This is a genomic window from Companilactobacillus huachuanensis, from assembly GCF_005404815.1.
Taxonomy (GTDB): domain Bacteria; phylum Bacillota; class Bacilli; order Lactobacillales; family Lactobacillaceae; genus Companilactobacillus; species Companilactobacillus huachuanensis.
The window spans coordinates 1-13,269 of sequence record NZ_BJDF01000037.1 but is presented as its reverse complement, the minus strand read 5'-3'; the positions used below and the strand labels follow the sequence as shown (position 1 = coordinate 13,269).

Below are 13,269 nucleotides of genomic sequence, written 5' to 3'. Positions count from 1 at the left end.
GTAAACGACTAACTTGATCATCGGAAAGATTGATGTGTTGTTTAACAGGTCTGATATCTGATTTCATAAAATATATCCTTTTTTGAATTGATTATATCAGAATATAAAAGTGAGAGCTACACTCCACTAGTTTGTTTTTTGGCTGGAATAATAAAATAAAGACTTCTGGTTTATTCAAATAAATTAAATATAGGATTTTAAACATTTTAAAGCGGTTATTTTATTTTTTGCGTAGTTTAATATAACGGCAAAAAAGTGTTTAAGCGGTATAAACCTATGACTAAAAATCTTATTTCAATCAATTCAGATTTTATAAGATTGAACAATAACTCTGAAGTATTAGTTACTGATTTTAACCAACTAAATTTTTAAATAACAAAGCCTTCGCAGGGCAGAGTTTTCACCCGCAGTGAAACTAAAATAAGGACCTTGTCCTTATTTTAGGGGACGATTTTGAAATTCGCGGAGATTTATTGCGAAGTTCAAAATCGAGGTCCGAGACCGCTTCTCAGGCTCGGACCGGCCCCACAGCAGGTGAAAAACTCTGCCCAGCGAAGGCGGCATATATCAATACAAAACTAATCAACAACAGAATAAGCTTTGGAGAAGAAGCCAAAATCCTCTTCAGTAGTACCTTGAATTTGTTTTTGAATCTCTTCTTGTAACATTTGTTCCCAAGCTTTAATCTGGCTAGTTTCAGTAAAAGTTCGAATAATTAAATATTCTCGTGGACTTTCCCTTTTTTGCAAGGTAGCAGTTGCGTTAGAATTAAAGGAGTATTGGCGGGTACCAAACAATTTATCTTCGAATAATTTGGCTTGATCAGCATTTAATTTCAAATAAGTCAAAGAATACAAATTGTTCATAGGTTCGTAAATCCCATTGATACCACGATATTGTGCAAATGTTGATAAGCTTTTTATTAAAAGATGGTCTGCATTTGCATGAAATAAGGGTTTTAATAAAGTATCAGCAGATGTTAGCTGACTCTTTAAAAAATTATATGTGCCTAGCTTTAATGTTATGTTCATAATTATTGAAATCCTTTCAACTAAAAATTTTTTGGAGGTTTTCTAATGTTAGTTACAGTTTTAGGCTTTTATGGTGGCTATCCACATAATGGCATTGGTACGTCGGGCTACTTGTTGCAAGCTGATGACAAGAAATTGTTGATCGATTGCGGTAGTGGCGTGTTAAATGCCTTGTCCAAATATATGAAACCAACTGATTTAGATGCTGTGGTTCTTTCACATTATCACCATGATCATACCGCAGATGTCGGTGTTTTGCAGTACGAATGGCTGGCTGCTAAAAAAGAAAATCTACTTCCTATTTATGGTCATACGCAGGATTTTGTCAACTATGCACAACTTTCTGTGGAGAATGCGACTCAAGGAATTGCCTACAACGACTATGAACCAACTATGATTGGCGATTTGAAATTTGAATTTCTGAGAACTGTTCATCCAGTCCCTGCGTATGCAATGCGGATCACTGACAAAGCTGGCAAGGTACTCGTTTATACAGCAGATACAACTTACTTCGACGGCTTAGTTGATTTTGCCAAAGATGCTGATCTGTTGATTGCCGATACCAATTTTCCAGAAGATGTCACTGGTAGAAAAGCTCATCTGAATACTAAAGAGGCTGGAACGTTGGCTAAGGACAGTCATGTTAAACGTTTGATGATTAGCCACTTGCCTCAGACAGTTGATTTTGAAACTATGTTAAGTCAATCACAAAAGTATGCTGGTGATATTCCAGTTGTTCATGCATTCGAAGGATTAGAAGTCGAACTTTAATCGTAAACTCTCAATGATAAGTTTTTATTGAAAGTGACATAAAGTATAACTAATACAATGAATAACTAGTTATTTATATAATTTGTGAACACTTTACATAAAGGGCTATTTGTCGGGTGCACATTTTCACAAGTAAACAAATTTCGAACAAGTATTCGTAACTTTTTATTGAAAAAGTATAGATTTTATAATTATTTTAAGTTACAATATTTATGTGTTTAAAGAGTTTGATACTACACAGGAAAGGAGAGATTATATATGGTAACCATTTATACATCTCCAAGTTGCACTTCATGCCGCAAAGCCAAGGCTTGGCTCGAACAACATGACATTCCTTACAAAGAAAGAAACATTTACTCTGAACCTTTAAATAAGCAAGAAATCAAACAAGTTCTACAAATGACTGAAAACGGAACAGAGGAAATTATCTCTACCCGTTCAAAGGCATTCCAAAACCTTAAGGTTGATTTGGACGATTTAACAGTTGATCAATTGTTAGATTTAGTTCAAACAAACCCTGGTCTCTTGAAGCGTCCAATCATCATGGATGACAAACGTCTTCAAGTAGGTTTCAACGAAGATGAAATCAGAAGATTCTTGCCTAGAAGTGTTAGAACTATGGAACTTCAAAAGGCTCAACTAATGGCTGGCTTATAAAATAAAACTAGGATCACTATACGACTGTGTATGGTGGTTTTTTTTTTTGCCCTCTTTGGTTATATACGTAACGTAAATTAGTTTCAATTTTGCTTTTTTTATCGAAAACTAGCCATTTTTCAAGAGTTAATACACATAATTTTTTGGTTTGAGTATTATATAAAGCTTGATGTATAGGGATTCAAGTTATGAAAACGCTTTTTATAGAAATTGAATTATTAGAATATGAATATTTTGATAAGATACTTGTACTTAGTATTATCAACTTACATCAATTAAATATTTATTTTATAACTTGAATTCTAGGGAGCGTATTATGCTGAGTTTTATTAGGAGTATTGATAGTCCGAGTAATAGGATTAAACGATTAGATATTATTATTGTTGGCTTATTTTTTGAAATTGGCTTTATTTTGTTTGGCAGTACGGTAGTAAGAGCAGCTGCAATCGACGATGCACAATTAATGTTGGATCAAAACGAAGTTACGATGTCTGATGGTAGTTCGGTTAATAAGACCAATGTTGTTATGCCGCTGTCTGTTTCCAGCGAATCAATTACTCATAGTGGGACGAGTGGGACAGCAACTTGGGACATTGATAGCAGTGGCAAATTGACGATTCATGCGGGGCGTTTGGATTATGGAAAGGGAAATTGGAGCCCGTATGCTAGTTCGATTACTAGTGTTTATGTGGATCCTGGTGTCAGTTCTTTTAGCGGTATTATGACAAGCGATGGTAATAATGGAGTTTTTTCAGAACTTCCGAATGTGGTTACGATTGATGTTACCAATCTAGATGTTTCGAAAACAACGTCAATATCATATATGTTTTATAATGATGCTAAATTGACAGAGATAATTGGTCTAAATACTTGGGATACCTCAAATGTTGAATATATGTCTTATGTATTTGGGAATGATTCAAAGTTGACAAAACTTGATTTATCCAATTTTGACACGTCAAAAGTTACCCGTGTGGGTTATATGTTTTCCGGCTGTACAAGTCTCGAGTCATTAGATGTATCAAGCTTTGATACGTCCAATTTGGTTTCATTGGTCGGGATGTTTAGCGGTGTTTCAGGAGAAATCATCGGACTGAAAAATTTTGATACTTCAAAAGTTAATGATTTAACAAGTACATTCAAGGGTGTCGATTTTATTAAAAATGATCCTGATGATATAAAAGATTGGGATATTTCTAAAGTAACAAGTTTATCTGGAACCTTTGCCAATACAAAATTTGATTTTTTGGATTTGAGTAAATGGAATATGCAAAATGTTACTGATATGAGCGCGATGTTTAGTGGAAGCACAGGTGATATATCTCAAGTAAAGGATATTTCGAATTGGGATGTATCAAAGGTTACTAATATGGCAAGCATGTTCGCTTCAGTGACAGTTTCTGATCTTTCCTTTATTAATAATTGGGATGTGTCCAATGTTACTAATATGGGTGCTATGTTTCAGGGATGTGCTAATTTGGCATCTCTAGATTTATCTAAATGGAAAACTAACAGTTTAACCAATACTGTGGCAATGTTTAATAAGGCATCATTACTGAATGAAAAGACACTAAAGGGTTATCAAACTCTAGTTACTAGTAAAGTTACAATGATTAGCAATATGTTTGCTTATACTAGTTTTCAAACAATTGATTTGTCTAAGTATGACACTTCAAATGTGACAACGTTTGCAGGATTATTTAGAAATACAGTCAAATTACAGAAGATAATTGGCAAATTTGATACACATTCAGTTACCAACATGAGTGATATATTTAACAATTCTTCCTTTAATGATTTTAGTGAATTTAACATAGCGGATTGGGATACCTCGCACGTCGATAATTTGGGCTCTGCTTTTTATGGAGCTACAATAATGGATTTTAGTTTTTTGCAAAATTGGGATACTTCAAATGTTACTGATATGAACACGACATTTTCCAATATCAAGGCTACGAGTTTGCCAATTTCTAAGTGGGACGTTTCCAAAGTTACAAATTTTTATAATACTTTCTATTTATCAAAAAATCTTGTTGATGTGCCGATTGAGAATTGGGATGTTTCTAGTGCAACCAGTATGTCGGGAATGTTTTGGACGGCGAAGTCCATTAAAAATTTAGATTTGTCAAAATGGAATACCTCCAATGTGACAACCTTTTATGCAATGTTTAACACCATGGATAGCCTGGAAACACTTGACATATCAAATTTTGATATGACCAAAGCAACAGATATGCAATATTTGTTTGGTGGAGATAAAAATCTTTGGAAAATAACCTTAGGTCCTAAATCGGTTCTGACAAATTTGATGGGACCCGTCCAGAGTACGGATGTTCATTTGTTAACACCAGTTCCAGGCACACCTATCCAGGATTCATCATCGGACAATTCCTATTCGGCCATTAGCGATAAATGGCAGGATGTAGATGCCGATAGTGGGGGGACTAGTCATGAGCCGGTTGGGGATTTGTTCTCGTCATCTGATATTATTGATAAGTTTTCGTCAGTCGGTAATCCAGTAACGACTTATGTTTGGCAACAACAGACTAAGGTCGATATGAATATGTCGGTACCCGATGTTGACTTTGGAACAACGTCAAATGCTTCAGGTATTGTTAGTCGTAAGACTGATTTTGACATCACTATTAATAGTAATAATTATCCAAGTGATCCAGTTCCATCAACACTAAGTGTTTCGATGGAAACACCTTTGACCGATGCAACTGATGACTCCAAGATGTTAAGCGATGTTTTAGTCTTTAAAGATAATGATAATGTTGAAAAGATTTTATCGAGTACTGATACAGCAGTATATTCAGGCGATATTGTTGATGGGTCAAATGTTCTATCTTGGGATAAAAATCATGGGATTATATTAGATATGAATAATGATAGATACGCTTTAAATGGAAACTACTCGACAACTTTGAAATGGACTTTAACAAATAGTATTTAAAACTTTTAAATTTAATCATTAATAATTCACTTCGTTATTAAATAATGAGTATATGATACTGAGACAAATACTGTCCAATTACTATTACACCAGGATTCAAGTTACGAAAACGTTCTTTTCGTAAATAGAATAATTATAATATGGATTTCCTGTTATATTAATATTGCTTTTGTTACTATATCGAATGTTTCCGTTCTCGTCCGACGTAAAGATGATTTTGCGATAGATGTAAACAACGGTTGTCCAACTAAGCAAGTTCCATCAACAGGAGAAAAATCTTATCGTGGAATGATGATCATGGAATCATTTTTAATATGAATCATGATCAATACGCTGCCGGACACATTAACTAATAGTCTTTAAGGCGTTATGAGTGAAAATGAAGCTACTGTACATTATGTATAGTGGCTTTTCTTTATCTAATTTTGCCTAAATCTCATCAAATTTTACGGAATAATACACATATTTTTTAACGATGAGTATTATCTGAAACCCGGCATAACACAGTCAAATTAAGAAAAATGTGTTTATACAAATTGAACAATTACATTATGAATATATTGATAGAATTCAGTTAATTAATAAATTATCAAAGGCGGATAATACCATGAAAAAGGCAAATTTGAGCTCTAAACAAAAATATGCTTTGAAACTAATTGTCTTTCTTTGCGGTGCACTGTTGCCGTTATTTTCAGCACAAGTTGTTGATGCCGACACAAATGATATTCAAAATATCATCAGTCAAAATAAGATTGTGACTGATGACAATAATTCCACTAGTACTATTATGCCTTTAATCGCCACGACTGCTGCTGATCCGACTGATATTGCCAGCGGTACATTTGGAACTTGTGATTGGGTTATCGATGCGAGTGGAAAATTAACTATTTCAAAACCCGAGGGAAGTTCTTCAGGAGTTCTGGGAATAGTTCATACAGAGAACAACGTCATTTTAGATTTGCCTTGGTACGACTACCGTAGTCAAATAACCAGTGTCTATGTGGGTGAGGGTGTAATTGGTTCATACGATACCTCACTTATATTTGCTAATATGCCAAATGTGACCACTATTGATGTAAGCAATTTAGATGTTCAATTTGCCACCACATTCACCAGTATGTTTGTTTACGACCCAAAGTTGATTTCAATAATTGGTTTAGGGAATTGGAACTTATCTAAAGCAAATAGTCTAATAAATTTATTTTCTGGTGATTCTTTATTATCTCAAACGGATGGTATTGAAAAATGGAATATGAAAAATGTTACTGATATAAGTGGGATGTTCAACAGCGATAAAAATATTAATATTGAAGGATTGGAAAACTGGGATACTTCAAATATCATTAACATGAATAGTTTATTTTATAGCACTAATATAACTGATTTTTCACCAATAGAGAATTGGGATGTTTCCAAAGTGATTGGTATGAATTCGCTTTTTGAGTATAATTCATCTGTGACTAGTATTGATTTATCGAAATGGAAAACAAATTCTCTCGGTAGTATAGCTAGAATGTTCTCAGGATGCAGCGGACTAACTGATATAAAAGGATTAGATACTCTTGATGTAAGCAATGTTAGTAGCATGTCTTATACATTTAATAGTGATCAAAAAATTACATCGCTTGAAGATGTGAAAGATTGGAATACTTCTAACGTTTTAATTATGACAGGTACATTTAGTAACTGTTTAAAATTGTCAGATTTAGACTTAAGAAACTGGGATACATCAAAAGTTGGAGACATGTCCTATATGTTTAGGAGTGATATTGGTTTAAATGAAAAAACATTAAAGGGATTGGATAAAATAAAGACTGATAATGTTACGAATATGAATAATATGTTCAGTGGTACTGGGTTCACTACGTTAGATTTGGAAAATTTTAATACTGCTAAAGTAACAGATATTGGTTCAATGTTTTCAGATACGAAGAGTCTTCAACAAATAAACGGTGAATTTGATACTGGGGCAGTGACTGATATGAGTAACGTTTTTTTAAAATCAAATATTTCCAATTTTGATGGATTAAATATTTCCAAATGGAATCTTTCAAAAGTAACCTCTATGAGTGGAATGTTCTGGGGCGACGCTGCCAAGTCACTGGATTTTATATCTAACTGGGATACTTCGAACGTGAAAAGCTTCTATGCCATATTCAACGCTATGTCAAATTTGGAAGCATTAGACTTGACTAACTTTGATACGACGAATGCAACTGATGTTCAATATATGTTGGGTGGTGGGAATCCTAAACTTTGGAAGATCTCACTGGGACCTAAAACTGTTTTGACTAATCTGAGTGGTCCGGAGCAGTCTGCGAGTGTTGGTTTGGATCGCCCAGTCGCCGGGACAATTATTAGCGACTCTTCGACAAATACAGGGGAAACTTACAAAGCAATCAGTGATAAATGGCAAGAAGTTGACGTTGCTAATGGAGGAACAGATCATGCTCCTTTAGGAGATTTAAATTCATCAAAGGATATTATTAACAAATTTTCTACAGTGGGAAATCCTGTAACAACGTATGTTTGGCAACAACAACCCAAGATCAATATGAATATGTCAGTACCAGATATTGATTTTGGTACCACTTCAAATGCGTCTGGCCTGGTTCGTCGTAAAAACGAATTTTCTATAGATGTGACAAACAACAGCTATCCAACCGATCCAATTCCATCAACGGTCGATGTTTCAATGGATGCCCCTTTAACTGATAAGACCGATCCATCTAAGACACTAAAAGATGTTTTGATTTTTAAAAATTCCGATGATTCTGAGAAAATTTTGTCCGCTACCGATACTGAAATATACTCGGGAAACATCAATGATGGTGAAAATGTTTTGTCATGGGATGATGATCACGGAATACTTTTGGATATGAATAATGATCGATACGCCGAAAACGGTGATTACTCAACAACTCTGAAGTGGACGTTGACAAATAGTCTCTAAAAAGGTCATTATCTTTGACTAACATTCGGACATTTAGTATATTGTTCGAATGACTTCTAATATCGATATGAGATAGTTGAAATAGTTTTTGAGACTGTTAAAATGTAGATACAGAATTGAGGTGACTATGATGGAAATGGATCGACTTAATGAGAACACGATCAGAGTCATTCTTAGTACAGAGGATTTACAAGAACGTGGAGTAACTGTTTTGGATTTGCTTGGCAATAAGAAACAAATTGAAACGTTCTTCTACAGTATTTTGGATGAAGTTGATAAGGATCACGCTTTTACAAATAATGAACCTGTTACTTTCCAAATCATGCCTAACAAGGCCGGCTTGGAGTTGTTGATTAGCAAGAGTGATGATTCAGACGGCACTGGTTCATTGCCATTAAATGGGCTACAAGATTCAACCGACGGTGATGATAATAGCTTGGATGATGAAAAAGTTGGCACTGAAGAATATGACAGCGATACAGCTCCATATTTGAACGACCCTGATACACCAACCAAGACGGTTATTGTTGAGTTTAAGGACTTTGAAGATTATGTCCAATTGGCTAAATTGTTACACTTAGAGAGTGGTATTTCTAATCTTTGGGAGTATCAAGACAAGTATTACTTGCAATTGATTCTGTTCACAGATGAAATGCATGAGATGACTTACAGCGATGTTTTGGCATTGCTCAGCGAGTATAGTTTCAAGACTAAGGTTACGGCGGCTGTCTTATCTGAATATGGTAAGAAAGTTATGACTAAGACGGCTTTGGAATTAACTCGATATTACTTTGGTAATTAAGTAGATCAACCTATTGGGGTTGGTCTTTTTTTCTTGCACTGAAATATACTTCGGTTCTGTAAATGGTGTAGTTAAGTATGCCGTTTCCAGAGCTGAGAGTATTCAATTGCTGCGCGGAACGGCTCGAGCCAAGGAGCGGTCTCGAGCCTCGGTTGAAGCCTCACAAAAACTGCGAGTCTTCAACGCGTCCGGTGGTGTAATTGCTGAAGCAATAACGCCACTTTCGCTGCAAATGAATACTCTCAGCTCTTCCAACTAGTTTATTTTTTCATGGCAGTAACAAATAAAATGAAAACCTCTGTTCATTTAAATAAATTTGTTATATGCCTGTAACAACAATGGTTATATTAGTTCTTCACCTTTCAACCTTCAGTTTTACTTTAGTAAAATTTGATGTGCTTGAGACAAAAGGACGTTATGAAATGATTTATTTTTTAAAATTGCAACGATATAAGCTCACATGAACAAATTAATATTCGTGTGAGCTTATTTTTAACTCCAAGGTCCTAACATCATTACTAATAAGATGACGTTAATAGTTGCTCTGATTAAATGATGTGGCCAATTAATTTTCTTTTGAGCAAAGCCATAGAATAATGCTGCTAACCAAATTATTGGTAGCAAAATGGCCGTTACTAGATAGATTTTACTTCTGAATATAATGGGCGTGATTAATAAAATTACTAAACTCAAGATATTTAAAAATGCTGAAAATTTTATTAGATTATTTTCTTTTCGATAATTGGGGATGTTTAGAATAGTCACGACACCTATTAAGACGATAAATAATATTGCTAAGCCAAGTCCAATTAGATTGATTATTGGCGACACCTTCAGTTGATATTTTCCCCAAGTCTATCACGATTGTTTTTGAACAGTATGTTTAATGCCTAAAGCTGCTAGATGGCATCTCGCCAAACATATGAAACCGCATATAGCTTTTTGCTACAATTATTTTAGGTGGTGAGGATAATATGGTACAAAAAGCTAAGATCATTGAAGCCATGCAAGGATTTAGTAATGAATTGAATAAAGCTCATGGAAATTCACAGACAGCTCAATTTGTTGATGAAAGTTTGGCAGAACTACAGAAAAGCGATGGAGTTGCCTTTACCGGCGCATTTCAGTATTTTTTGAATCGGTTACCAGTGGTTAAGCTATCCGATGATATTAAATTTAATGAAACTGAAAAGAAAATGTGGCATGAGGTTCGTTCATTTAATGATTTAGGAAACAATCTTTGGGGAGCTAGTTTGTAAGAAGGGATGCCAATATGAAACAAGCTGATCAAGATAGAGTTTTGAAGGCGATGAGGAGTTTGAGTGAGGCGTTGAATAAATATCACGAAGGTTCACAGACGACCCAATACGTTGATGAGACGATTGCAGAACTGGAGAAGTGCCAGGAAAAAGCTTTTACTGGTGGATTTGAGTATTATATTATCAAGGCCGGAATGCTTCGGAAGTCTGAAGGAATCGAATTAAATGAGATTGAATATAAACGATGGCATGCAGTAGCGTCAATGAAAGATTTGGGAAATGATTTATTCTTTGGGATGGGGATGTAATATATTTTAAATATCTCTGATACAGGTGAAAATGAGCAAAAAAATTATTTTTGCGTAATTTCTATCAGAGGTGATAAAAATGTATGCAGCATTGGATGAAGAAGGAACATTAATTTATGCCAAACAAGCAGTTGAAAACAAGGACTATTATTGTTGCCACTGTGATCAACTAGTAAAACTGATTCTAACTGACAGCAGAAAATACTTTCGCCATGCGAATAAGACAACCAATAATATCAACGAGCGCCTGATTCATAAAAAAGGTAAACAGCTGATAATCGATGAATTACAAACATACAACTTCAATTCGCTTGAGAGTGAGTACTATTTATCAGAAATCAAACAGCGTCCTGATATTTTACTAAATAAAAAAATAGTAGTGGAATATCAGTGTGCTAAATTGGAAGAAAATATCTTATCTGAACGTGTTGAAGGGTATCAAAAAATGAGGCTTCGAAGTATCTGGGTTCTTGGTGAGGCATATTTAGATGTTCAGTTGCGACGGGAACATCTGAAGTTTATTGACTATAGTGAAAATCTCGGCTATTACATATTAATGCTTGATTCATTGAACCAACGGTTCACACTATTTCATCATGTTAAATTCTTGGGTCCATTTAATAAGATTTTCTTTCAGAGAGAGATTTTTGGAAAAGGTAATTTGCCTGATTTATTTTCCTATCGACCTGAGGAATATCCTGTTAAGCCTCAGATTATGAGTGCTTATTTACTAAAAAAATTGCGTAAAAAGAATGATCCACAGGCGCAATGGCTCAAAATGAATTTTTACCAGCAACGTAATCAGACGGTTGAGAGCTATTTAAATAAACAAACTTTTGCACCACGACCACCAATTTATCAGCTTCCCATTTGGCAAATGATTTGTGGTAAAAAACCAGAATTTTTGCAACAACCGTTATTAAATCATGTACAAATCAAAAAGCCTCCACAGCTGTGAAGGCTTTTTTTTCAGTGTATTCGCATGTTTAAATTATCGTCTGAATTTATCTAGACTGATAACGGTACTAGAAGTGGCATACTTTTCTGATTGGGGAAGTTCACGTTCCAACATCGCATTGAGGTTGCTGGTGATACTTTCGGGATCACATGAGTTGCCGAAATCATTGATCATGACACCGGGTTTTTCTTCGTGGTCGAGATCGAAGACAATAGCTGTGGGAGCTTTTTGAATCTGCATTTCCATTGATAATTGTTGGTCACGTTTGAGGCCTTGAACAACGCATTGACTTTCTTTGTCGGTCATAATTGCTTTATAGTCGAGCCCACTATTGTTAATTGCACGTTTGATAGTGGTATCATCAAAGGGATTGTTTAGAACATTCACTTGTTCTTGAAGATTCATTAAAAAGTTACGTGCTTTCTTATTTCCTTGGCATGAGGCTGCCTTGTATAATTTAGCGGCTTCAAGCACTTCTTTGGAAGCAGTAGTACGTTCCTCAATATCGCTGATTTTGAAACCTTTTAATTGCATATAATCATTTATTGTAGCCATATTATAGTTCGTTACGAAATGATATTGTGTATCAATATCGTGCTTTCTAGTGAAATCAATAATAGCCTGTTCCACTGTTAAACAATACGAACATAAGGGATTAATATATAAGAATATTTCCCACATTACGTTTTCCCTCCATCTCTCTGTTGCATAGTTATTCTACCAACAATATTTAAAAAGGTAAAATTATAAACTCATGACATTATATTTTCGGACTATGTAGCCTACGGTTATCATTAACACAGCCGGCTGCGTGACTAGTTTGAGCCGCGGTCTTATAACTTGAACATATTATAGATAACCATCGGCTAATGTATATTTCCTTTGAATAGTTGTTGTGTTGATATATGCATAGTATAGGATATTGATGAAATTTACTAATAATAAGTTTTGGAAATGACAGAAAATCATGAGTCAATTTTATAAATTTGAATCATTTTCTTTAATCAAATAACTAATTAATATTTACCAGAAATTTAGTGAGATAAATTTTTAATGGGGTTGGGTTATTTAAATATTCCGTCTCCAGAGCTGAGAAATATTCACTGGCTGTGCGGACCGAATCGAGCCTGGAAGGCGGTCTCGAATCTCGGTTTGAAGCCTTACCAAAAAACGGTAAGGCTCCAAACGCGCCCGGTGTTGTAATGGCTAAAACCATAACAACACTTCCACTGCCCACAAATATTTCTCAGCTCTTCCGACTAACTGTTTGTTTATAAATGAATCATGAAATTTACTTAAATGATACATAATTCTACGTGTTTCTATTATCCAAGCTGAAGGTTGAAAGGCAAAAAATAGTATAGCCATTGGGCTTAAAGTTAATTGTTTAAGTAAATCGGAAGTTTTAGTTTTTTAGTTTTATTGTTCATGCTAAAAAAATAAACTAGTGGAGTGTAGCTCTCACTTTTATATTCTGATATAATCAATTCAAAAAAGGATATATTTTATGAAATCAGATATCAGACCTGTTAAACAACACATCAATCTTTCCGATGATCAAGTTAGTCGTTTAC

Annotated in this window: 11 protein-coding genes; 8 read left to right on the top strand and 3 right to left on the bottom strand. The window is 34.7% G+C overall.

Annotation, left to right across the window (positions count from 1 at the left end; genetic code table 11):
• Nucleotides 1–578: 578 nt before the first annotated feature.
• Nucleotides 579–1,031, bottom strand: coding sequence for a hypothetical protein (locus tag FFM71_RS12900; protein ID WP_137612568.1), 453 nt, complete (start codon nucleotides 1,029–1,031; stop codon nucleotides 579–581).
• 45 nt (nucleotides 1,032–1,076) lie between these two features.
• Between FFM71_RS12900 and FFM71_RS12895 the strand changes: the two genes are divergently transcribed.
• From FFM71_RS12895 to FFM71_RS12875, 5 genes are all read left to right on the top strand, one after another.
• Nucleotides 1,077–1,802 (top strand): MBL fold metallo-hydrolase, encoded by a 726-nt coding sequence (locus FFM71_RS12895; protein WP_137612567.1) that lies wholly within the window; start codon nucleotides 1,077–1,079, stop codon nucleotides 1,800–1,802.
• A gap of 258 nt (nucleotides 1,803–2,060) precedes the next feature.
• Entirely contained in the window at nucleotides 2,061–2,459 is a 399-nt protein-coding gene (spxA, locus tag FFM71_RS12890; protein WP_041500544.1) for a transcriptional regulator SpxA, read from the top strand.
• Nucleotides 2,460–2,775: 316 nt separating this feature from the next.
• On the top strand, nucleotides 2,776–5,415 hold the full coding sequence (locus FFM71_RS12885; protein ID WP_137612566.1) for a BspA family leucine-rich repeat surface protein: 2,640 nt from the start codon (nucleotides 2,776–2,778) through the stop codon (nucleotides 5,413–5,415).
• A gap of 607 nt (nucleotides 5,416–6,022) precedes the next feature.
• Nucleotides 6,023–8,368 (top strand): BspA family leucine-rich repeat surface protein, encoded by a 2,346-nt coding sequence (locus FFM71_RS12880; RefSeq protein WP_137612565.1) that lies wholly within the window; start codon nucleotides 6,023–6,025, stop codon nucleotides 8,366–8,368.
• 130 nt (nucleotides 8,369–8,498) lie between these two features.
• Complete coding sequence (locus tag FFM71_RS12875; RefSeq protein WP_137612569.1) at nucleotides 8,499–9,170, top strand: adaptor protein MecA; 672 nt, start codon at nucleotides 8,499–8,501, stop codon at nucleotides 9,168–9,170.
• 492 nt (nucleotides 9,171–9,662) lie between these two features.
• Here the strand turns inward: FFM71_RS12875 and FFM71_RS12870 are convergent, their stop codons facing one another.
• Nucleotides 9,663–10,001 carry a hypothetical protein gene (locus FFM71_RS12870; protein WP_137612564.1) on the bottom strand — a complete coding sequence of 113 codons (339 nt, stop codon included), beginning with the start codon at nucleotides 9,999–10,001 and terminating at the stop codon, nucleotides 9,663–9,665.
• Nucleotides 10,002–10,144: 143 nt separating this feature from the next.
• Here FFM71_RS12870 and FFM71_RS12865 point away from each other — a divergent pair, with 143 nt between their 5' ends.
• From FFM71_RS12865 to FFM71_RS12855, 3 genes are all read left to right on the top strand, one after another.
• Nucleotides 10,145–10,429 carry a hypothetical protein gene (locus FFM71_RS12865; protein WP_137612563.1) on the top strand — a complete coding sequence of 95 codons (285 nt, stop codon included), beginning with the start codon at nucleotides 10,145–10,147 and terminating at the stop codon, nucleotides 10,427–10,429.
• A gap of 14 nt (nucleotides 10,430–10,443) precedes the next feature.
• Nucleotides 10,444–10,737, top strand: a complete 294-nt coding sequence (locus FFM71_RS12860; RefSeq protein WP_137612562.1) for a hypothetical protein — start codon at nucleotides 10,444–10,446, stop codon at nucleotides 10,735–10,737.
• A gap of 79 nt (nucleotides 10,738–10,816) precedes the next feature.
• Nucleotides 10,817–11,695: a competence protein CoiA gene (locus FFM71_RS12855; RefSeq protein ID WP_137612561.1), complete on the top strand. Its 879-nt coding sequence runs from the start codon at nucleotides 10,817–10,819 to the stop codon at nucleotides 11,693–11,695.
• A 33-nt stretch (nucleotides 11,696–11,728) separates the two neighbouring features.
• On the opposite strand, the gene FFM71_RS12850 is transcribed toward FFM71_RS12855, so the two are convergent.
• On the bottom strand, nucleotides 11,729–12,376 hold the full coding sequence (locus tag FFM71_RS12850) for a DsbA family protein (protein WP_137612560.1): 648 nt from the start codon (nucleotides 12,374–12,376) through the stop codon (nucleotides 11,729–11,731).
• Between the last annotated feature and the right edge of the window lie 893 nt (nucleotides 12,377–13,269).